19 protein-coding genes are annotated in these 22,214 nt (G+C 52.5%); 9 read left to right on the top strand and 10 right to left on the bottom strand.

Going from position 1 to position 22,214, the window contains the following annotated elements; all coding sequences use genetic code 11:
- Positions 1-292: 292 nt before the first annotated feature.
- The 3 genes from OGV94_RS01650 to OGV94_RS01640 form a co-directional block, all read right to left on the bottom strand.
- The gene (locus OGV94_RS01650; RefSeq protein ID WP_286522466.1) at positions 293-1,318 is read right to left on the bottom strand and encodes an IS110 family RNA-guided transposase; all 1,026 of its coding nucleotides are present in this window, start codon (positions 1,316-1,318) and stop codon (positions 293-295) included.
- A gap of 625 nt (positions 1,319-1,943) precedes the next feature.
- The gene (locus OGV94_RS01645) at positions 1,944-3,173 is read right to left on the bottom strand and encodes an amino acid permease (protein ID WP_003825569.1); all 1,230 of its coding nucleotides are present in this window, start codon (positions 3,171-3,173) and stop codon (positions 1,944-1,946) included.
- Positions 3,174-3,315: 142 nt separating this feature from the next.
- Positions 3,316-3,771: a multidrug/biocide efflux PACE transporter gene (locus tag OGV94_RS01640; protein ID WP_047408961.1), complete on the bottom strand. Its 456-nt coding sequence runs from the start codon at positions 3,769-3,771 to the stop codon at positions 3,316-3,318.
- Between the two features lie 101 nt (positions 3,772-3,872).
- Here OGV94_RS01640 and OGV94_RS01635 point away from each other — a divergent pair, with 101 nt between their 5' ends.
- The 5 genes from OGV94_RS01635 to araE all read left to right on the top strand — a co-directional run bounded on the left by OGV94_RS01635 (position 3,873) and on the right by araE (position 10,027).
- Complete coding sequence (locus OGV94_RS01635) at positions 3,873-4,757, top strand: LysR family transcriptional regulator (RefSeq protein WP_047408964.1); 885 nt, start codon at positions 3,873-3,875, stop codon at positions 4,755-4,757.
- Between the two features lie 102 nt (positions 4,758-4,859).
- Positions 4,860-6,038: an acetyl-CoA C-acetyltransferase gene (locus OGV94_RS01630; RefSeq protein WP_159121448.1), complete on the top strand. Its 1,179-nt coding sequence runs from the start codon at positions 4,860-4,862 to the stop codon at positions 6,036-6,038.
- A 599-nt stretch (positions 6,039-6,637) separates the two neighbouring features.
- Positions 6,638-7,474 carry a 5-dehydro-4-deoxy-D-glucuronate isomerase gene (gene kduI / locus OGV94_RS01625; RefSeq protein WP_008785720.1) on the top strand — a complete coding sequence of 279 codons (837 nt, stop codon included), beginning with the start codon at positions 6,638-6,640 and terminating at the stop codon, positions 7,472-7,474.
- Between the two features lie 56 nt (positions 7,475-7,530).
- Positions 7,531-8,292 (top strand): 2-dehydro-3-deoxy-D-gluconate 5-dehydrogenase KduD, encoded by a 762-nt coding sequence (gene kduD, locus OGV94_RS01620; RefSeq protein WP_003033923.1) that lies wholly within the window; start codon positions 7,531-7,533, stop codon positions 8,290-8,292.
- Between the two features lie 316 nt (positions 8,293-8,608).
- Positions 8,609-10,027 carry an arabinose-proton symporter AraE gene (gene araE, locus OGV94_RS01615; protein ID WP_047413388.1) on the top strand — a complete coding sequence of 473 codons (1,419 nt, stop codon included), beginning with the start codon at positions 8,609-8,611 and terminating at the stop codon, positions 10,025-10,027.
- 55 nt (positions 10,028-10,082) lie between these two features.
- Here araE and OGV94_RS01610 read toward each other — a convergent pair whose 3' ends face one another.
- Both OGV94_RS01610 and OGV94_RS01605 read right to left on the bottom strand, forming a co-directional pair.
- Positions 10,083-10,970: an Rpn family recombination-promoting nuclease/putative transposase gene (locus OGV94_RS01610; RefSeq protein WP_043017448.1), complete on the bottom strand. Its 888-nt coding sequence runs from the start codon at positions 10,968-10,970 to the stop codon at positions 10,083-10,085.
- A 196-nt stretch (positions 10,971-11,166) separates the two neighbouring features.
- On the bottom strand, positions 11,167-11,493 hold the full coding sequence (locus OGV94_RS01605; RefSeq protein ID WP_286522462.1) for a cupin domain-containing protein: 327 nt from the start codon (positions 11,491-11,493) through the stop codon (positions 11,167-11,169).
- A gap of 141 nt (positions 11,494-11,634) precedes the next feature.
- On the opposite strand from OGV94_RS01605, the gene OGV94_RS01600 reads away from it, so the two are divergent.
- A complete protein-coding gene (locus tag OGV94_RS01600) occupies positions 11,635-12,342 on the top strand; it encodes an aspartate/glutamate racemase (protein WP_075145676.1) in 708 nt (235 codons plus the stop codon).
- Here the strand turns inward: OGV94_RS01600 and OGV94_RS01595 are convergent.
- Positions 12,314-13,249 (bottom strand): LysR family transcriptional regulator, encoded by a 936-nt coding sequence (locus OGV94_RS01595; RefSeq protein ID WP_043017982.1) that lies wholly within the window; start codon positions 13,247-13,249, stop codon positions 12,314-12,316. The two genes, OGV94_RS01600 and OGV94_RS01595, sit on opposite strands and share 29 nt — an antisense overlap.
- 118 nt (positions 13,250-13,367) lie before the next feature.
- Between OGV94_RS01595 and lysA the strand changes: the two genes are divergently transcribed.
- Positions 13,368-14,624, top strand: coding sequence for a diaminopimelate decarboxylase (gene lysA, locus OGV94_RS01590; RefSeq protein ID WP_043017445.1), 1,257 nt, complete (start codon positions 13,368-13,370; stop codon positions 14,622-14,624).
- A gap of 87 nt (positions 14,625-14,711) precedes the next feature.
- On the opposite strand, the gene OGV94_RS01585 is transcribed toward lysA, so the two are convergent.
- Both OGV94_RS01585 and galR read right to left on the bottom strand, forming a co-directional pair.
- Entirely contained in the window at positions 14,712-15,722 is a 1,011-nt protein-coding gene (locus tag OGV94_RS01585; RefSeq protein WP_286522459.1) for a LacI family DNA-binding transcriptional regulator, read from the bottom strand.
- A 13-nt stretch (positions 15,723-15,735) separates the two neighbouring features.
- Positions 15,736-16,764 (bottom strand): HTH-type transcriptional regulator GalR, encoded by a 1,029-nt coding sequence (gene galR, locus OGV94_RS01580; RefSeq protein ID WP_043017443.1) that lies wholly within the window; start codon positions 16,762-16,764, stop codon positions 15,736-15,738.
- A gap of 596 nt (positions 16,765-17,360) precedes the next feature.
- On the opposite strand from galR, the gene aas reads away from it, so the two are divergent.
- Both aas and lplT read left to right on the top strand, forming a co-directional pair.
- Positions 17,361-19,520, top strand: coding sequence for a bifunctional acyl-ACP--phospholipid O-acyltransferase/long-chain-fatty-acid--ACP ligase (gene aas / locus OGV94_RS01575; RefSeq protein WP_286522457.1), 2,160 nt, complete (start codon positions 17,361-17,363; stop codon positions 19,518-19,520).
- Complete coding sequence (gene lplT / locus OGV94_RS01570; RefSeq protein ID WP_075145678.1) at positions 19,513-20,706, top strand: lysophospholipid transporter LplT; 1,194 nt, start codon at positions 19,513-19,515, stop codon at positions 20,704-20,706. Before aas ends, lplT begins: the two co-directional genes overlap by 8 nt.
- Before the next feature lie 100 nt (positions 20,707-20,806).
- Here lplT and OGV94_RS01565 read toward each other — a convergent pair whose 3' ends face one another.
- Both OGV94_RS01565 and ygdR read right to left on the bottom strand, forming a co-directional pair.
- Positions 20,807-21,847 (bottom strand): NADP(H)-dependent aldo-keto reductase, encoded by a 1,041-nt coding sequence (locus OGV94_RS01565; RefSeq protein WP_003033954.1) that lies wholly within the window; start codon positions 21,845-21,847, stop codon positions 20,807-20,809.
- A 106-nt stretch (positions 21,848-21,953) separates the two neighbouring features.
- Positions 21,954-22,172 carry a lipoprotein YgdR gene (ygdR, locus tag OGV94_RS01560; protein WP_000758660.1) on the bottom strand — a complete coding sequence of 73 codons (219 nt, stop codon included), beginning with the start codon at positions 22,170-22,172 and terminating at the stop codon, positions 21,954-21,956.
- Positions 22,173-22,214: the final 42 nt, after the last annotated feature.

Here is a 22,214-nt window from a genome sequence, read left to right as displayed (position 1 = left end):
CGGGCGCGAGGTAGCATATATGGACGCTCCCGGGATGCAATTTATTTTTCAGTTAAGTGATAAAACGGGTAGATGCAGCCATATATCCGGTTTCTGATGGGATTTATTTATCCCGAACCATGATGAAATCCGCCAGGCAGGTACCAATCATCCTCTGCGGGCTGACTTGCCCTTGCTACCTCTCGGTGTATCCTGCCTGCGGTCTTACCTGTTTTGCCATCTTCTGAAGTCACCTGCACCTACCAGGACGTTAACTCTTTTTCAGCACCTCGTCAGACTGTCTGACCTTGTGTCAGGCGGGCTGGCGAGGCTGATATTCCGTGTTACGTGTCAACATTGACCACATAATTCTTGATGTTTTTGCCGCCATGGCGACAACAGCTACATTGTAGTGCTTTCGCTCAAGCAATCCCTGAAGCCAGGTGTTCTCCTCAACTGAGCCTTTCCGGTTGACCCAGGCGGTAAGTGCGCGTGCGCCGTGAACCAGGAGGTATCGGAAATAGCCATCGCCACGTTTGCTGATCCCTCCCAGTTGCTGTTTCCCGCCGCTGGAATGCTCCTTTGGTGTCAGCCCCAGCCATGAAGCAAACTGCTTTGCGGTGCTGAATTGTCGGGCATTACCCACTGCTGCCACCACATAAGTGGCCGTTAGCATGCCAACCCCCGGGATTTTGGCCATTCTCTTGCAGGCTTCCTGCGTTCTGTACCAGGAGGCCAGAGATTCTTCTACCTGTTTAACCTGCTCCTCAAGTTCCCGGATATGGTGAGCCTGTCTGTAGATGCTGGTTCTGACAAAGGGAGATAAACCATTTTCGCCGTCTTCCAGAATGGCTGGCAGCTCACGGGTTAAATGGCTTTGTCCGGCTGCAATCGTAATACCAAACTCAGCAAGTGTGGCTCTTAAACTATTGGAACAGGCGATCCGCTCACGGATAAGTATTCCCCGTTCAGTGTGTAACGCTAAAACGGCCTGCTGCTCTTCGGTTTTTATCTGTACAAAACGCATATTCGGGCGGGTTACCGCTTCGCAGATAGCTTCAGCATCTGCTGCATCCGTCTTGTTCGTTTTGACATAGGGCTTCACATATTGCGGAGGAATGAGTTTTACCTCATGGCCGTGGCGACTGAATAACCGTGCAAAATGATGGCTGGATGAACAGGCTTCCATGCCCATCAGGCAAGGTTCCAGTTGAATGACAAACTGAACGAACTTAGCCCGGGTCAGCTTCTTACGCAAAACAGTATGACCTTCGTGATCGACACCATGAAGCTGGAAAACGTTCTTTGCCAGGTCGATACCAAGAGTTGATACTTTCATGTGGACGCTCCTCATTTTCAGGACGTATTGCAACGATCCAGTCTGGTACTTTGATGCCGCAAAATCTGGAGCGTCCATCTCATTATCCCTGCAAAGCGCGCCCTGAGCCAGCATCCATGCTGGCTCTCCCGGGCTTACGGAAACACGTCGGCAATTTTCAGCCGGACCAGCCCACACCTCACCATCTGCGTTTTTGGTCTGAACAGCAAAACAGATTTAACTGGAAATCAGAGCGTTGAAGCGATGACTCGGGTCCGGCTGAAAATCGATGAGGAGTTGACGTCTGACCGGGGCTGTCCGCAGGGATGCGGACAGAGGGGACGGGCTGCATGGACGCAGGCTCGGCCCCGACCCGACAGGCAGACGGCATAAGACGAATGAATCGCGTAGCGACGATTTTCCCGCCGGGAGCCTGGGTTGCAAGGGAGGCGGCGGTGAGCCTCCCTTGCACGTTCACAGGAATCGGTGCTTCAGAGAAACGATGAACATGAGGTGAACGGAACCCTTCTCTGAGATAGCATGTTCATTACTTCCGCCAACACAGGTTGATACTTTCTGAAATTGAGTTGTTAACTGAACGACATCGCACCCACTTTCAGGAGAATGAGCCGTTCAACAACACGTTCTAGCCAAAAAACATCACAGATACGCACAGCAGACCGACAATCAGGGTGATCAGATTACCCACTGAACGGTACGGCTTCAGTGCCGGGATCAGATAGGTCGATAATGTCGGCATGATAAACAGAATCATGGCAATCAGTGGCCCGCTTATCGCGTAAATCATTGAAATGGCATTAGGGTTAATGCAGCAGATGATGAACGTAATGGCCGAAACCAACATAATGGACAGGGCGCGGTTAAAAGCCCGGCTTTTCTTCACTCCCACCTGATGCAACGACGTTTTTACTACTTCCGTTGCCCCTTCAATCACGCCAAAGTAGGTACCGAGGAACGATTTTGACATCGCCACAACGGCAACGATGATCCCGGATATCGACAGCCAGGCCGGCGCGTTGGGCATCATCGATAGCGCTGACAGAATGGTCACGCCTTCATTTTTCGCGTCTTCGATATAGTTTGTCGGAATCGAAAGCAAACAGCTGAAGACGAAAAACAGCACGCTCAGGCAGATGATGACGTAGGCTACCTTCATGATTTTTTTGCATTTACCCATGGCCTGCTCGCCGTATTTCTCACGTCGGTCAATGGCGAACGTAGAGATAATTGGCGTATGGCTAAAAGCGAAAACCATCACGGGAATAGATATCCAGACCTGATGCAGCGTGTGCTGATCGAAAGACATCTGGCCAGTGAGTAACGTTGGTTGCCAGCTTCCGGTCAGGTAAAGCGAAAGGAATAAAAAGTATGCGATCAGCGGGAACACCAGAAAGCCCATGACCCGAATGGTGGCTTGTCGGCCCATCAGAAAAATCAGGTTCAGCACCAGCACCACGCCAAAACTGACCAGCATGCGGATCCGCAGATCGATGGTGATATGTTTTGCCAGCTGTTCGGTGAGTGAATTGGTTATCGCTACGGCGTAGATCAGCACCACCACAAAGAAGGCAATAAAATAGAGAGTGGTGATCAGGCTGCCAATCTTCTTGCCGTAGTAGTGCGTAACCGCGCCGGTAATTCCTTCACCTGCCGAGGTTTTTGAGGACAGGATAAACTGGCACAGCGCCTTGTGCGGCCAGTAGGTTAAAGGCCAGGCGACGAGTGCGGTGATAAACAATACCACCGCGCCTGCAGAACCCAGCTGTATGGGGAGGAAGAGGGTTCCTGCGCCGACGGCAGTCCCATATAGTGCGAAGCTCCAGAGAGTCTCTTCTTTTGACCAAAATTTCGACATTATTTGAACGTATCAACTATAAAATAAACAAAAAGAAGCGCAATTTACCACAAATGGCAGGGGCTGGGGGAGGTGTGAACGAGTGGGCTAGTGAATGGATTAATAGCCGGAACCGAGAAGATTCCGACTATTATTTTAATTATCAGGCAGTAACGCGCTGCTGGCGACGCTTCATAACACGCTCGCGTAATGTGTCATAAGCCCAGTTATAGAACATGGTGTACGGCAGGAAGAACAGGAAGAAACCTATTTCCAGCGTGAATGCCTGAATCAGGCTGACGTTTAGCACATACGCCACGATGCTCACCCCGATCACAATAAAACCGCTCTCGAAGCCTAAGGCGTGAAATGCCCGCACTTTCGCCGTACGTTTTACCAGATGTGATGGCCACAGGCGGTCAAACAGGGCGTTATAAATGATATTCCAGATCATCGCCGTGGTGGCGAGAAGAACGGTCAGTCCGCCCATTTCCAGCACCGAGCGCTGCATCAACCATGCGGTGGTTGGTGCGAGAACAGCGGTGGCAATGCCTTCAAAGCAGACGGCATGAAAAATACGCTCCACTAGCGAGCGACGTTGGACTGTATCGTGTTGCATAACCTAAAACCTTCTTTAATGCCCGGATAACGGAATGGTGGCAATTTTATCGTTTTATGTGATATCTAAAAGATAGTATCCATCGATAAAGTAGATAGTTCATGCGTTACTCTCCTGAAGCGTTAACGGCATTTGTGGAGACCGTGTCCTGCGGCTCGTTTTCTGCGGCGGCCCGGCGGCTGCGCAAAAGCCAGTCCACCATCAGTACGGCCATTGCTCATCTGGAAGCCGATCTTGGTTTTGCGCTCTTTGACCGCTCATCCCGCCAGCCAACGCTGACTGAAGAAGGTAAGCGGGTGCTGGGCTATGTGCAGGCAATTTTGACGGCCAGCGAACGTCTCGATGAGGCGGCGATCTCGCTGTCGGGTGAGACGGAAGCGCGTCTGACTTTCGTGCTTTCGGACACGCTACACCCGGATGTGCTGGAAGAGTTGATGGTGCAGTTTGACCGCAAGTTTCCCCATACCGAGTTTGAATGTCTGATTGGCGAAGATGAAGACGTGATCGATCTGCTGCAAAAAGGACGTGCTCAGGTGGGGTTGATCGAAGCGCGCGAGGATTACCCGACCGACATGGGCGTTACGCGTCTGCCGATGCAAACCTGGATGGGATTATACGTCGCGGCGTCGCATCCGCTGGCGGCTCATGAAAAACTGCAGTGGGAACAGCTACATACCTGGCGCGAGTTGCGTCTGAATACCTATCTGGAAAACGGCACCAACGTGGCGCGTGGCCCCGTCTGGTCGGCGCCTAACTATTTGTTGCTGCTGAGTATGGCGGTGCAGGGATTCGGCTGGTGCGCGCTCCCTTGTGCGCTGGTGGAGGAGTTTGCGGCAGAAAAACCGCTGGTTCAATTGAATCTGCCCGGTTGGCCAAAGGCTATCTCTATCGATCTGTTGTGGAATAAAAAATCCCCCCCTGGCGTGGCGGGAAGTTGGCTGCGCGACCATTTACAGCAGAGTGGCGTTCAGATGACCAATAAATGATACGAATTTCCTTTGTGATAAAAATCACCGTTTTTAAACAACCTTGATAACTCTTTTTAACAATCATCTACTATTGCGGTGTTATTTTGCGCTGAGGTGGTGATGAAAGAGGTTGTGATAGTCGGGGCGTTACGGACACCGATTGGCTGCTTCCAGGGGACGCTGGCGCGCCACTCTGCCGTTGAATTAGGTAGCATGGTGGTCAGGGCGTTACTGGAACGCACTGGCGTGGATGTTCACGCCGTGGATGAAGTGATCCTCGGACAGGTACTTACCGCAGGTGCCGGGCAGAATCCGGCGCGTCAGTCCGCCATCAATGGTGGGCTACCCAATACCGTTTCCGCCATCACCATTAACGATGTCTGCGGCTCGGGTCTGAAAGCGCTGCATCTGGCGACCCAGGCTATCCAGTGCGGCGAAGCCGACATTGTGATTGCGGGCGGGCAAGAAAATATGAGCCGTGCGCCGCATGTTCTTACCGATAGCCGCACCGGTGCACAGCTGGGAAACAGTCAACTGGTCGACAGCCTGGTGCATGACGGACTGTGGGACGCTTTCAACGATTACCATATGGGCGTTACTGCGGAAAACCTGGCGCGGGAATACGGCATCAGCCGTGAATTACAGGATGCCTACGCGCTGCACTCACAGCACAAGGCACGGATGGCAATCGATGCCGGACGTTTTAAAGATGAAATCGTGCCGGTGGTAACGCAGCGTAATGGGCAATCTTTCGTGGTGGATACCGACGAGCAGCCGCGCACCGATGCCAGCGCCGAAGGGCTGGCGCGTCTGGATCCTACCTTTGACCGGCTCGGTTCGGTCACCGCGGGTAACGCTTCATCCATCAACGATGGCGCCGCCGCGGTGATGATGATGAGCGAAGCCAAAGCGCAGGAGCTGAATTTACCGGTGCTGGCCCGCATTCGCGCCTTTGCCAGCGTCGGGGTTGATCCCGCACTGATGGGGATTGCGCCAGTGTATGCGACGCGCCGCTGTCTTGAGCGTGTGGGCTGGCAACTGGCTGATGTTGATCTTATTGAAGCTAACGAGGCGTTCGCCGCGCAAGCATTATCCGTTGGGAAAATGCTGGAGTGGGATGAACGGCGGGTAAATGTGAACGGCGGAGCCATTGCTCTCGGCCATCCGATTGGCGCATCTGGCTGCCGAATTCTGGTTTCACTGGTACATGAAATGGTGAAGCGTCAGGCGCACAAAGGACTGGCAACGCTGTGTATCGGCGGCGGTCAGGGGGTGGCGCTCGCTATCGAACGAGACTAATCCCCGTCATACTTCAAGCTGCATGTGCGTTGGCTTTACTCGCTCACCCCAGTCACGTACTTATGTACGCTCCGGGGAATTCGCTGCGTCGCCGCCTTCCTGCAACTCGAATTATTTAGGGTATATATTTTTCTTCTCGAACAGTTTTCTGCCGTGTTATCTCTTCCTCTATAAAAAAGCCCTCCAACAGGAGGGCAAGGCCAGTTACAGAAACATACACTCTAAACCCTGCCAACATATCAAAACGTTGTTTCATTTCATGTGATTGACTGCGCACTTTGTTTGAAAAGATGTGCAAACATCGTATGAGCCCGACTGTATTTTCAATGTCTTATCCCTACCACTAATGAACTACTTCTTTGTGTATTTATCTATCTAATTGTTTTAAATAATTTTATTTGAAATGTTCTCGCGAATTATATGCGCTAGCGTGATCGCAATTACACTTTTGACAATAAGATGCAGAAAAAGTGAAACATCGTTTTAGTTGTAATTGAAAACCCATTCCGGGAGGGATATCATGAGCGCATAAGATAAAACGGAACAGCGTTTTGCTATTCGTTTAAGCATTCACGGTCAATTTATCACTGGAGGTAAATGTGGACGTAAGACAAAGCATCCATAGTGCGCATGCGAAAACCCTGGACACTCAGGGGCTGCGTAATGAGTTTTTGGTCGAAGAAGTGTTTGTCGCAGATGAATACACCATGGTCTACAGCCACATCGATCGCATCATTGTTGGCGGCATTATGCCAGTGGCCAAAACCGTCTCTGTGGGTGGCGAAGTCGGCAAACAGCTGGGCGTAACCTATTTCCTCGAGCGTCGTGAGCTGGGTGTGATCAACATCGGCGGCCCTGGCACGATTACCGTTGACGGCCAGTGCTATGAAATTGGCCATCGCGATGCGCTGTACGTCGGGAAAGGGGCAAAAGAAGTGGTATTCGCCAGCATCGACACGGCGAAACCGGCGAAGTTTTACTACAACTGCGCGCCGGCACACACGACTTACCCAACCAAAAAAGTCACGCCAGCAGACGTTGCGCCAGTGACGCTGGGCGATAACCTCACCAGTAACCGTCGTACCATCAACAAATACTTTGTGCCGGATGTTCTGGAAACCTGCCAGTTGAGCATGGGCCTGACGGAACTGGCGCCGGGTAACCTGTGGAATACCATGCCGTGTCATACCCATGAACGTCGTATGGAAGTCTACTTCTACTTCAATATGGAAGAAGATACCTGCGTCTTCCACATGATGGGTCAGCCTCAGGAAACGCGTCATATTGTGATGCACAACGAACAGGCGGTGATTTCTCCGAGCTGGTCAATTCACTCCGGTGTCGGCACAAAAGCTTATACGTTCATTTGGGGCATGGTCGGCGAAAACCAGGTCTTTGATGATATGGACCATGTTGCAGTCAAAGATCTGCGCTAATCGCGGGCGACAGCCGTGCCTGCTGCGGCAGGCAATATAAAAATTAAGGATTTACAATGATTTTGAATGCATTCTCTCTTGAAGGAAAAGTCGCCGTTGTGACCGGTTGTGACACCGGCCTGGGTCAGGGTATGGCGTTGGGTCTGGCTGAAGCAGGTTGCGATATCGTCGGTATCAACATTGTTGAACCGACGGAAACCATCGAACGCGTGACCGCACTGGGCCGCCGTTTTTTAAGTCTGACCGCCGACCTGCGTCAAATCGACGGCATTCCGGCGCTGCTTGAGCGTGCAGTGGCGGAATTTGGTCATATCGACATTCTGGTCAACAATGCGGGTCTTATTCGTCGTGACGATGCGATCGACTTCAGCGAAAAAGACTGGGATGACGTGATGAACCTGAACATTAAGAGCGTGTTCTTTATGTCTCAGGCCGCGGCGAAACACTTTATCGCTCAGGGTAACGGCGGCAAAATTATCAATATCGCCTCTATGCTGTCCTTCCAGGGCGGGATCCGTGTGCCGTCTTACACCGCGTCTAAAAGCGGCGTAATGGGCGTTACCCGTCTGATGGCGAACGAATGGGCAAAACATAACATCAACGTCAACGCAATTGCGCCGGGGTATATGGCGACGAACAACACTCAACAGCTGCGTGCTGATGAGCAGCGTAGCGCAGAAATCCTCGATCGTATCCCGGCGGGTCGTTGGGGGCTGCCGAGCGACCTGATGGGGCCTGTCGTGTTCCTGGCGTCCAGCGCATCTGACTATATCAACGGCTATACCGTTGCGGTTGATGGCGGCTGGCTGGCACGTTAATTCGCTTTCCTGAACCGTCAAACCCTGCCCTCTGGCAGGGTTTTTTTTACATTTGGATCATTAAAATCCATATTGTGGTTATAAATTATTCCATATTTATTTCCATATATATGGATTCTTGGTTTTTAATATTCATTAATATCAATAGATTAAATTTAATTGAGTGATTGTCATTAAATTTTAAAATTGGAATATCCATCACATAACGATGTGGTGTAGCTATTTAATCCATGTTTTTGCCGTTTCCCGCCTGACGCTTCCTGTAAGGGATCCCTTACTTTCAATGACATGGTTACTCTGTATCTGGCAGGAAAAAATGGTCTCAATAAATAATGATGCTGCTTTAGCGCCGCGCACTGCGCGCGATACGCGACGTATGAATATGTTTGTATCTATCTCTGCGGCTGTCGCAGGGTTGTTATTCGGCCTGGATATTGGCGTGATAGCCGGCGCGTTGCCTTTTATCACCGATCATTTTGTCCTGACCAGCCGTCTGCAGGAGTGGGTGGTGAGCAGCATGATGCTGGGTGCGGCAATGGGTGCGCTGTTTAACGGTTGGCTGTCATTCCGCCTGGGACGTAAATACAGTCTGATGGCGGGCGCGATCCTTTTCGTCGTCGGATCTCTGGGGTCGGCCTTCGCCTCCAGCGTAGAAATGCTCATTTTTGCCCGCGTGGTGCTGGGCGTTGCGGTGGGGATCGCGTCTTACACCGCACCGCTCTATCTCTCCGAAATGGCCAGTGAGAACGTGCGTGGCAAAATGATCAGTATGTATCAACTGATGGTAACGCTGGGTATCGTACTGGCCTTTTTGTCCGATACGGCATTCAGCTACAGCGGTAACTGGCGCGCTATGCTGGGCGTGCTGGCGCTCCCGGCGGTGTTACTGATCATCCTGGTTGTTTTCCTGCCCAACAGCCCGCGCTGGCTGGCGGAAAAAGGTCGCCACATCGAAGCCGAAGAAGTACTGCGTATGCTGCGCGATACGTCAGAAAAGGCCCGCGATGAGCTGAACGAAATCCGTGAAAGTCTGAAGCTGAAGCAGGGCGGTTGGGCGCTGTTTAAAATTAACCGCAACGTGCGTCGCGCGGTTTTCCTCGGGATGTTGCTGCAGGCGATGCAACAATTTACCGGGATGAACATCATCATGTATTACGCGCCGCGAATTTTTAAAATGGCGGGCTTTACCACCACAGAGCAGCAAATGATTGCCACGCTGGTGGTCGGCTTAACGTTTATGTTTGCCACCTTTATCGCCGTTTTCACGGTCGACAAAGCAGGACGTAAACCGGCGCTGAAAATTGGTTTCAGCGTGATGGCCCTCGGGACGCTGGTGCTTGGTTATTGCCTGATGCAGTTTGATAACGGCACGGCTTCCAATGGACTATCCTGGCTGTCAGTTGGCATGACGATGATGTGTATTGCAGGCTATGCGATGAGCGCCGCGCCGGTGGTGTGGATCCTGTGTTCGGAAATTCAGCCGCTGAAATGCCGCGATTTTGGTATTACCTGCTCCACAACCACCAACTGGGTATCGAACATGATTATTGGCGCAACGTTCCTGACGCTGCTCGACAGCATTGGCGCAGCCGGTACGTTCTGGCTTTATACCGCGCTGAACGTCGCGTTTATCGGGATTACCTTCTGGCTTGTTCCTGAAACCAAAAATGTCACGCTGGAGCATATCGAACGCAAGCTGATGGCGGGTGAGAAGTTAAGAAATATTGGGGTGTAAGTGAGCAGGGAGCCCGATAGAACAACTGATTATCGGGCTCTCATAACTACTTATTTCAGTGTGGAGCAGCCTGCCTGGCGAGGAGATCCTTAGCAGACAGCCCGGTTATCTTTAGTATAATTTCATGACTAATACCATTCGCTAACATCATCTGGGCAATGCGTAACGCTTCTTGTTGTTTGGCTTCTTGTTGCAACACTTCCGCAATAGTCATCAGACTTTCCTTTTGCTGTGGTACCCGCTGAGCGACTTCACGGATAAATTTATCTATGTGAGGCGTATTTCCAAACTGCATCATGTAATTAAATAGCGTTTTGAGCTGGCTGTCATTAGCGTATCCCGTAGCCAGCAACGAGACCAGTTGTTCCACTAATCCCATTAAATCACGCTTGCGGATATGTTTTTGCATCAATTCCAGCAGTGCTATACGGCGATGTTGCATAATTTCGTCATCGGGTATTACGGTGATATCTACCAGCGGAAATGTTGCTGAGTATAGCTGTCGTGCCACTATGGGGTCGTCAAACTCATCCAGCCAGCAGAGTGAAAAGGGGTAGGGGCTGAGTGCGCCATGATAAAACAGCATCGGTATCACCAAAGGTAATGTTTTATGGCCAGCATCCAGATGGCGTTGCATTGCGGCCATTGCATAGCGCATTAGCCGAAATGCCATGTGAGCATCTGGCGAACTCTGATGCTCGATAACAACATAGATATATCCATCGCCTTCATTTGTTTTTAATGACCACAGTACGTCGGAGTAGCTGGCTCGCAGGCTATCCTCAATAAAACTGCCTGATTCCAGTTTTAGTGTTTGCAGATCACATAGCTCCCGCAAGGTTGATGGAAGATAGATATCCAGAAAATCTCTTGCGGTATCAGGATGGTACAAGAACTGTTTGAAGACTGCGTCATGTGGAGTGGATGTTGTCATTTTTGTCATGGCGATCCGTCACCGTTAATTAAGATAACGTGACTGTAATCGCCCACATGGCGAGACGCATCGGGTGATTAACGCTTATGCGAATTGGTATCGAGGGAAAATGCCTCACCTTGTAACGTATACATTTTTAGGGAACTGAGTACGCATTTTAGCGTGTTCTCAAACCGGTCAGTAGCACGGCTTGAGAACAGCGAAATTACCCGTGCAGAAAATCTTCGCGTATGGGCGTAAAGGTATCCAGCAACGTTCCCGGTTTTAAACAAACGCAGCCATGCATAATGTTCGGCTGTTTATACAGGGTATCGCCTGCCCTGACGACATGCTTTTCTTCGCCGATGATAAATTCAAACTCACCGGACAACACGTAAGTCAGTTGCTCATGCGGATGATTGTGCATCGGGCCTATCGCGCCTTGCTCGAAGTTCACCTCAACCGCCATCATTTTACCGTCGTGAGCGAGAATGCGCCGGGTAACGCCATTGCCCAGATCGTCAAGCGTGGTCTCTTTATGAAAAATAAACATCCGGCCTTCCTGTTATTAATTAAAACGATGTTTCATTAAACCTATATCAGAAAATAAAAAAAAGAAATGCACGCCAACAGATGTGGAAAGTTGATCACATCTTTGGTTCACTGGAGAGACAACAACGAGTCAGGGGAAATGATGAAAACGATCGGTCTGTTAGGCGGTATGAGCTGGGAATCCACTATTCCTTATTATCGGCTCATTAATGAAGGGGTAAAACAGCATCTGGGTGGTCTGCATTCGGCACAGATTCTGTTGCACAGCGTAGATTTTCACGAGATTGAAGTTTGTCAGTCAAGCGGTGACTGGCAGCGGGCCGGGGAGATCCTCGCGCAGGCCGCCACAGGGCTTCAGCAAGCTGGAGCGCAAGGGATTGTGCTGTGTACAAATACCATGCACAAAGTTGCTGAGGCGATTGAAAGCGCCTGTGATGTGCCGTTCCTGCATATTGCCGACGCAACGGGTCGGGCTATACAAAAGCAGCAGATGAGCAACGTGGCGCTGCTGGGTACGCGCTACACCATGGAGCAGGATTTTTATCGTGGGCGTTTACAGACTGAATTTGGCATTAGCACGCTTATTCCTGAAGCTGATGACCGCCAGAAAATAAACCAGATTATTTTCGACGAGCTGTGCCTCGGTGAGTTCAGCGAAGCCTCTCGTGACTATTACCTGAGCGTGATTGACCAGTTGGCTAAACAGGGTGCGCAAGGGGTTATCTTTGGCTGTACCGAGATTGGTCTGCTGGTTCCGGCAGAGCTAAGCCCACTACCTGTTTTCGACACTGCGGCAATCCATGCGCAAGATGCGGTGGCATTTATGCTTTCGACTGTGGATGCAAAATAGCCTCCAGCGGTTCGATAAGTCTCGGCAGATGGGCTTGCAGATGAGCAGTAAAAGCATCAACCAGCGCCGAGGCGGGGCGATGAAGCGGGTGAATCAGACTGACCGTGAACGGCACCGAAATACTGAAGCGGCGGATAACGACTCCGCTGCTGGCGTAATCCAGCGCGGTCAGCGGGTTTACCACCGAGATCCCAACGCCCGCCCGCACCATCGCACAAATTGAAGCGGCGCTATGGGTTTCAATCACCATGCGGCGCTTCACCTGATGTTCATTAAACAGGGTGTCCAGTAGCTGACGGTAACTGTCGGTTCGTGACAGGCTGATGTAGTTCTCTCCCTGAAAATCCTGCGGTGTTAATACCGCTTTGCGGGTCAGCGGATGCCCTTGCGGCAGTACGCACACCTCATCCAGCGCCAGCAATTCAGTGCGTTTCGTTCCGGCAGGTGTATGCAGCGTTTCCGTTAACCCCAGATCGTGGCGCTGTGCCGACAGCCACTCTTCCAGCAGCGGTGACTCCTGCGGCACTATCTGAATATTGACCTGCGGATAACGCGCGAGAAATGGCTGCAGCAGCGGCGGTAAAAAAGACTGTGAGAATACTGGCAGGCAGACGATCGACAGTTCGCCTTGACGGAATTCGCGCAGGCTTTCGGCGGCGCTCACTATTCTGTCCAGGCCATACCACGAACGTTGCACCTCTTCAAATAAACGTAATCCCTGTACCGTTGGATGCAAGCGCCCACGGCTGCGCTCAAACAGCTTTAGCCCCAGAACTTGCTCGAAGCGCGCTAACTCGCGGCTGACGGTAGGCTGTGAGGTATTGAGCATCCTCGCGGCTTCCGTCAGGTTTCCCGCCGTCATCACAGCGTGAAAGATTTCAATGTGACGCAGGTTAACGGCGGGCATGGGCAATCCTCGAATGAACCAATCCATATCATTTTTGCATAGACTCACGATAAAACGATATTTTTTATTCTTTTCGGGTTGTGGCGTAATCATAAAAAAGCCAATACCGGAGTACACCATGCCACGCCCACTCAACAATACAGACACTGACCTGACCGCCGACAACCTGCTGCGCTTGCCTGCCGAATTCGGCTGCCCGGTGTGGGTCTATGATGCGCAGATTATTCGCGCCCAGATTGCTAAGCTGAGTCAGTTTGACGTGGTGCGTTTTGCTCAGAAGGCATGTTCGAATATTCATATTTTGCGTCTGATGCGCGAGCAGGGCGTGAAGGTTGATTCCGTCTCGCTTGGCGAAATTGAACGTGCGCTGGCGGCAGGCTTTGTACCTGGGAAAGATGAGATAGTCTTTACCGCCGATATGATTGATGAAGCGACGCTCGCGCGGGTGCATGAATTGAGCATTCCGGTAAATGCCGGGTCGGTGGACATGCTGGAACAACTGGGTCAGGTCTCGCCGGGCCATCGCGTGTGGCTACGCGTAAACCCTGGCTTTGGGCATGGGCACAGTCAGAAAACAAATACCGGCGGTGAAAACAGCAAACATGGTATCTGGTACAGCGATCTACCGGCGGCGCTGGAAGTGATCCAGCGCTATAAGTTAAAGCTGGTGGGGATTCATATGCACATTGGCTCCGGCGTAGACTACGGCCATCTGGAGCAGGTGTGCGGCGCGATGGTGCGTCAGGTGGTTGAATTTGGTCAGGATCTGGAGGCGATCTCCGCGGGCGGCGGTTTATCAATCCCGTATCGTGAAGGGGAAGAGGCGATCGACACCGATCATTACTTCGGCCTGTGGAATGCCGCGCGTGAGCAGATCGCTAAACACCTGGGCCACCCGGTCGCACTTGAGATAGAGCCTGGTCGTTTTCTGGTCGCAGAAGCTGGCGTGTTAGTGGCGCAGGTGCGCAGCGTAAAAGAGATGGGCAGCCGTCACTTTGTGCTGATCGACGCGGGATTCAACGATCTGATGCGCCCGGCGATGTATGGCAGCTATCACCATATCTCCGCGCTGGCGGGTGATGGCCGCTCGCTGGAAAACGCGCAGCAGATTGAAACCGTGGTGGCGGGGCCGCTGTGTGAATCCGGCGACGTGTTTACCCAGCAGGAAGGTGGGAATGTAGAAACCCGTCTGTTGCCTGCGGTGGTGTCGGGAGATTATCTGGTCTTGCATGATACCGGGGCGTACGGCGCGTCAATGTCGTCAAATTACAATAGCCGCCCGCTGCTGCCGGAGGTCTTGTTTGATAAAGGCGTGGCGCGACTGATTCGCCGTCGCCAGACCATTGATGAGCTACTGGCGCTGGAGTTAATCTGAATATAGCGTTGTGAAACGCCGGATGGCGCTACGCTTATCCGGCCTACGAAATTAACTGGCCGGATAAGGCGCTTGCGCCATCCGGCACTATTCGTAATACGGCCCCGTTGTCACCGATTCCCGCAACACCAGTTTACCGGTAAACGGTGGGATCGGCTCTACGCTCTCGCCGTTAGCCAGCCGGATAGCCTGGTCGATTGCCGTGGTTATCATGGTATCAATCGGCAGATAAACGGTAGACAGCCCCGGCTCCAGCCATTTGGCGCTGGGCGCATCATCAAAACCAAATAATGAGACGTCCGCTGGGATCCTTAGTCCGGCCTGATGTAACGCTTTTGATGCGCCTAATGCCATGTCATCGTTACAGGCGAACAGAGCGCTGAATTTCACCCCTTCCGCCAGCAGTTCACGACAGGCTTCATAGCCTCGCGTCATCGTGGAGTCGCCGTATTTGACCTTGTCAGGATCCCAGGGAATACCTTTTTTTTCCAACGCCTTACGATATCCCATCAGGCGGGATTTACCGGTAGGCGTATGGCCAGGCACGGTGATACAAGCAATATCGCTGTGTCCCTGAGAGATCAGATAATTGACCGCCTGATATGCTGCATCTTCTTGTTCAAAGAAAATGGCGCGATCGCGGGCCTGACTGACATCACGGTTGATGACCAACAGGGGCATAGCAATGCTGTTCATCAGCGACATTATCGCCTTTTCACTCATATAGCGGGTATAGAGAATAATGGCGTCGCACTGCCTGTCGGCCAGCATTTGTACGGCTTCCTGTTCACGCTCCGGCGTGTCGTGTCCGTCGGTGACGATCAACTGTTTGCCGTGAGACTCCGTCTGGCGCGAGGCCTGTTGCAGCAGGCGGCCGAAGTAGAATCCATCAAATGTCGAAACGACCAGACCAATGCTGTTGCTGGTGCGGTTTGCCAAAGAGCGCGCTAAAAAATTGGGCCGATAATCAAGTGCCTGCATGGCCTTAAACACTTTCTGGCGCGTGCTCTCTTTTACCTGACCCGTGCCATTCAGTACGCGCGAAACGGTCGCTTTTGAGACACCTGCGTGCCGTGAAACGTCCAACATCGTAGTCATAACGCTATCCTGGTTAATCGTTTGATGATGAATTCCCTGGCTCCGTCAGCGTCGAAACGGAATGGCGACGCACCAGAGTCGGGTTAAAAACGTGGGTGATTTCAGGCACGGGGCGCTTCTCCGCCAGCGCGAGTGCCAGTTCGGCGGCCTGGGTTGCCATCGTCACGATGGGATAGCGTACCGTGGTCAGACGTGGGCGCACGTAGCGGGAAACCAGCACATCATCAAAGCCAATCAGCGAGATTTCTCCCGGCACATCAATGCCGTTATCATTCAATACGCCCATGGCGCCAGCCGCCATTGAGTCGTTATAGCAGGCTACCGCAGTGAAGTTTTTACCACGGCCAAGTAACTCGGTCATCGCCTGTTCACCGCCGCTTTCATCCGGTTCGCCGAAGGTCACCAGTCGATCGCTGACCGGTATGTTGCTCTCATTCAGCGCGTCGTAATAACCTTGCAGACGATCTTCCGCATCCGAAATCGTGTGATTGGAGCACAGATAGCCAATGCGCGTATGGCCTTGTTGAATGAGGTGTCGGGTAGCGAGCCACGCGCCGAAACGGTCATCGAGGGCAACGCAGCGCTGTTCGAATCCCGGCAGAATTCGGTTAATCAAGACCATGCCGGGGATTTGCTTCATTAACGAAGCCAGTTCGGCATCCGGGATTATTTTGGCATGGACAACAAGCGCCGCGCAGCGATGACGAATGAGCTGTTCAATCGCCTGACGTTCCTTCTGTTCATTATGGTAGCCGTTGCCAATCAGCAAAAAATTTCCGGTGTTATAGGCCACCTGCTCGACAGCTTTAACCATTGCCCCAAAGAATGGATCGGACACATCACCGACCACCAGGCCGATGGTTTCTGTGGATTGTTGCGCCAGCGCACGCGCGTTGGCATTGGGGTGGTAGCTGAGTGATTCCATTGCACTCGTTACGGCCAGACGCGATGCTTCGCTGGCTTTGGGGGAATCATTGATCACTCGAGAAACGGTGGCGACTGAAACACCAGCTAGTCGGGCTACATCCTTTATGGTCGCCATGATAGTACCTGTTGTGGGTAAACGCTTACATTCCGTCAGTGTTACGGAAAATGGCTGGCTGTTCAAGCAGATTGCCCGTCAGGACGTCGCAAATGTGAGCGCGCACGAGCGAAGTAAGACAGAAAATAGAAAATGCTAATTTTTGCTTACACTTTGCGATGCGCTGTTGCGATTGTTCGCTGGTGGGAGAACTGAGCGGATTGCTAGAGTTGGGATCCCAGAGGTATTGATAGGTGAAATCAACTTTCGGGTTGATCACTAGAATTACACCAGCCTGCGCAGATGCGCAGGTTTTTTTTATCTTCAGCCTATCTGTAACAGTAACCGATAATTTACACAACTCGTTGCATTTGGGTTCATTCCTTTGCGTTTTCGCGCTGGCGTATCTGGTGTCTGACGACCACAATCAAGATCCCAGAGGTATTGATTGGTGAGATTATTCGGTACGCACTTCGTACCTGTCTCTTGCACCGACCTGCGCGGATGCGCAGGTTTTTTTTCGGATTGTATTTACCAGTTACCTGTCGCGCCTGTTCCCCAACTCGTATACTCTCCCACCATTAATGTTTATGTAATTAATGGCACAGGGAGTTGAGATGCTATTTGGCTTTTTTCGTAATCTGTTTCGCGTGCTTTTCCGCGTTCGCGTCACGGGCGATGTTAGCGCGCTACAGGGAGAGCGCGTTCTAATCACTCCCAACCATGTCTCATTTATAGACGGCATCCTGCTGGCGCTATTTTTACCAATTCGTCCCGTCTTCGCCGTTTACACCTCGATCAGCCAGCAATGGTATATGCGCTGGCTAACCCCGCTGATTGATTTCGTGCCGTTAGACCCAACCAAACCAATGTCGATTAAACATCTGGTTCGTCTGGTCGAGCAGGGGCGTCCGGTGGTTATTTTCCCGGAAGGACGTATTTCTACCACCGGTTCGTTAATGAAAATTTATGACGGCGCGGGGTTTGTCGCCGCTAAGTCGGGGGCGACGGTCGTTCCTGTCCGCATTGAGGGCGCAGAGCTTTCCCGCTTTAGCCGCCTGAAAGGTCGGGTTAAACAGCGATTCTTCCCGCGTATCCAACTGCATATTCTGCCGCCGACCCACATGCCGATGCCGGAAGCGCCGCGTGCTCGCGATCGCCGCAAAATTGCTGGTGAAATGCTGCATCAAATTATGATGGAAGCGCGCATGGCGGTGCGTCCGCGTGAAACGCTATACGAGTCGCTGCTGGCGGCAAAATACCGTTTTGGCGCAGGCAAAAACTGCATTGAAGATATCAACTTTACCCCGGACAGCTACCGCAAGCTGCTCACGAAGACGCTCTTTGTGGCCCGTATTTTGGAAAAATACAGTGTCGAAGGTGAAAAAATTGGCCTGATGCTGCCAAACGCGGGCATCAGCGCCGCGGTCATTTTTGGCGCCATTGCGCGTCGACGCATTCCGGCCATGATGAACTACACCGCGGGCGTGAAAGGGTTAACCAGCGCCATTACTGCCTCCGAAATCAAAACGATCTTCACATCCAGACAGTTTCTCGAAAAAGGCAAACTCTGGCATTTACCAGAACAGCTCACCCAGGTGCGCTGGGTTTATCTGGAGGACTTAAAAGCTGATGTGACATTTAGCGATAAGCTGTGGATTTTCTCACATCTGCTGGCACCGCATCTGGCGCAAGTTAAGCAGCAGCCGGAAGAAGCCGCGGTGATCCTCTTTACCTCCGGTTCGGAAGGCCATCCGAAAGGCGTGGTCCATAGCCACAAGAGCATTCTGGCGAACGTTGAGCAGATTAAAACGATTGCCGATTTCACCGCTGATGACCGCTTTATGTCGGCGCTGCCGCTGTTCCACTCCTTTGGCCTGACGGTGGGATTATTCACGCCGCTGCTGACTGGCGCAGAAGTGTTCCTTTATCCCAGCCCGCTGCATTACCGCATTGTGCCAGAGCTGGTATATGACCGGAACTGCACCGTGTTGTTTGGTACGTCTACGTTCCTTGGCAACTACGCGCGTTTCGCGCATCCGTACGATTTCCACCGCCTGCGCTATGTGGTGGCGGGCGCGGAAAAACTGCAGGACAGCACAAAGCAGCTGTGGCAGGAGAAATTTGGCCTGCGCGTCCTTGAAGGCTATGGCGTGACGGAATGTGCGCCGGTGGTGTCGATCAACGTACCAATGGCGGCAAAACCGGGAACGGTAGGGCGCATCTTGCCTGGCATGGATGCCCGACTGTTAGCCGTTCCGGGTATTGAGGACGGTGGGCGTTTACAACTGAAAGGCCCTAATATTATGAGCGGCTATTTACGCGTTGAAAAACCCGGTGTGCTGGAAGTGCCGACGGCAGAGAATGCGCAAGGTGAGATTGAGCGCGGCTGGTATGACACCGGCGACATCGTGCGCTTTGATGAAAACGGCTTTGTACAGATTCAGGGGCGTGCCAAGCGTTTCGCTAAAATTGCCGGAGAGATGGTGTCTCTGGAAATGGTTGAGCAACTGGCGTTGGCGGTATCTGCAGACAAAATGCACGCCACGGCGATCAAGAGTGATACCAGCAAAGGTGAGGCGCTGGTGCTGTTTACTACCGATACCGACCTCACGCGTGAAAAACTACAACAGTATGCGCGGGCGCACGGCGTACCTGAACTTGCCGTACCGCGTGATATTCGCCACCTGAAGCAACTCCCATTACTCGGCAGCGGTAAGCCGGATTTTGTTACGCTGAAAAGCTGGGTCGATGAGCCGGAAAAACAACATGAGTGAGTCAGTGCACACTAACACTTCAATCTGGTCCAAAGGGATGATGTCCGTTATCGCCGCGCAGTTTCTGTCGGCGTTTGGCGATAACGCGCTGCTGTTCGCCACGCTGGCGCTGCTGAAGGAACAATTTTATCCGGACTGGAGCCAGCCAATCCTGCAAATGGTGTTTGTGGGCGCTTACATCCTGTTTGCGCCGTTTGTTGGACAGGTGGCGGATAGCTTTGCCAAAGGCAGAGTGATGATGTTTGCGAACGCCCTGAAACTGTTGGGTGCGGCGAGTATTTGCTTCGGCATTAATCCCTTTCTCGGGTATACGCTGGTGGGGATCGGCGCGGCGGCGTATTCACCGGCCAAGTATGGCATTCTCGGTGAACTGACTACCGGTGACAAACTGGTGAAGGCCAACGGCCTGATGGAAGCCTCCACCATTGCCGCGATTTTGCTCGGTTCTGTCGCCGGCGGCGTACTGGCCGACTGGCACGTGATTGCCGCGCTTTCTGCCTGTGCGCTGGCTTATGCTGGCGCGGTAGTGGCTAACCTGTATATTCCGAAACTGGCCGCGGCTCGCCCTGGTCAGTCCTGGCATCTGGGGAAAATGACGCGCAGTTTCTTCTGTGCCGCCTCTTCGCTATGGCGCAACGGTGAAACACGTTTCTCGTTGGTCGGAACCAGCCTTTTTTGGGGCGCGGGCGTCACGCTGCGTTTTCTGCTGGTGCTGTGGGTCCCGGTGGCGCTCGGTATCACCGATAACGCCACGCCGACCTATCTCAATGCCATGGTAGCGATTGGGATTGTGGTAGGCGCGGGTGCGGCAGCGAAGCTGGTGACGCTGGAAACCGTGTCGCGCTGTATGCCGGCGGGGATCCTGATTGGCATTGTGGTGCTGATTTTCTCTCTTCAACATTCGCTGCTTCCGGCCTACGCGTTGCTGATGCTTATCGGCGTGTCAGGTGGTTTCTTTGTGGTGCCGTTGAATGCGTTGCTGCAGGAGCGGGGCAAGAAAAGCGTCGGTGCGGGTAATGCGATAGCGGTGCAAAACCTCGGCGAAAACAGTGCGATGCTGCTGATGCTGGGTATTTACTCACTGGCGGTGCTGGTGGGGATCCCGGCAGTTGCGATTGGTATTGGATTTGGTGCGCTGTTTGCGCTGGCGATTGCGGCGCTGTGGATTTGGCAGCGCCGCCATTAGTCTGTTACGTGCTGTTGCCGGATGGCTGCGTTGCCTTATCCGGCCTACAGGGAACGCTGTCTGTAGGCCTGATAAGCATAGCGCCATCAGGCGCTAACCGTTACGGTGCAGGATAGGTATACACCTGATGCACCGCTTCAATCTCCGCCAGTACTTCTTCGCTCAACTCCAGATGCAGGCTTTCAACGTTGGTTTTTAACTGCTCCATCGTCGTGGCACCCAGCAACGTGCTGGCGACAAACGGCTGACGACGCACGAATGCCAGCGCCATTTGCGCAGGATCCAGATTATGGCGTTTCGCGATATCCACATAGGCCGCGACGGCTTTTTGCGTTTGCTCGCCGCTGTAGCGCGTGAAACGGCTAAACAGCGTATTACGTGCACCGGCAGGTTTCGCGCCGTTCAGGTATTTACCGGTTAACGTACCGAAGCCCAGGCAAGAGTAGGCCAGCAGTTCAACCCCTTCATACTGGCTCACTTCCGCCAGTCCAACCTCAAAGCTGCGGTTCAGCAGGCTGTAGGGGTTCTGGATGGTGGCGATGCGCGGCAGATCGTGTTTGTCCGCCAGGTGAAGATAGCGCATCACGCCAAAGGCGGTTTCATTGGACACGCCGATATAGCGAATTTTCCCCGCCCGCTGAAATTCTGCCAGCGCGTCCAGCGTATCCAGCAGGGAAACGACCGGCGCGGAGTCCGTCCAGCTGTAGCCTAACTTACCAAAGCAGTTGGTCGGGCGCTGCGGCCAGTGAACCTGATACAGATCCAGGTAATCGGTTTGCAGTCTTTTCAGGCTGTCATGCAGCGCTTCACGAATATTTTTACGATCCAGCGCCTGATTCGGGCGAATGCCGCTGTCGTTGTTACGTGATGGGCCGCTGACCTTAGAAGCAACGATTAGTTTTTCGCGGCTGCCGTGTTTGGCGAGCCAGTTACCTACGTAGGTTTCGGTGAGCCCCTGGGTTTCAGGACGCGGCGGTACCGGATACATCTCGGCAACGTCGATTAAATTTATGCCCTGTGCTACGGCATAATCGAGCTGTGCATGTGCGTCGGCTTCGCTGTTTTGTTCACCAAACGTCATTGTGCCCAGCCCCAGTGTACTGACTTCCAGCGAGCTGTGGGGTATACGGTGATATTGCATAGCCGTTTCCTTTTTATAATCACGACATAAGGATTATAAAAATGGCTGAGGGAAGCGAAAAAGGGAAGTAAAATTGTTAAGGCCAGCGCGCTGCTGACCTCAACCATCAGCGTTCAATGATTTGAGACACATCATCGCGGTTAATCTGCATCGCATTGCCCTGCTGGTCGTGATAGCTCACCAGACCGGTATCATCGTCAATTTCTGGTTTTCCATCGGTCAGGATCATTCGACCATCTTTTGTTGCCATTACATAATCGCTGCTGCATCCGGAAACGGCAAAAGCCAGTCCTACGGCGGAAATCAAAACTGCCCATTTTTTCATCTGCTTATCCTCACATGGCCTGCGTCTGACAATAGTTTAGTA

Origin of the sequence: Citrobacter sp. Ce006 (assembly GCF_030336535.1) — a bacterium.
Taxonomy (GTDB): Bacteria; Pseudomonadota; Gammaproteobacteria; order Enterobacterales; family Enterobacteriaceae; genus Citrobacter; species Citrobacter europaeus.
Note: the sequence above shows the minus strand (reverse complement) of the source record. Positions and strands in the feature narration are given on the sequence as shown.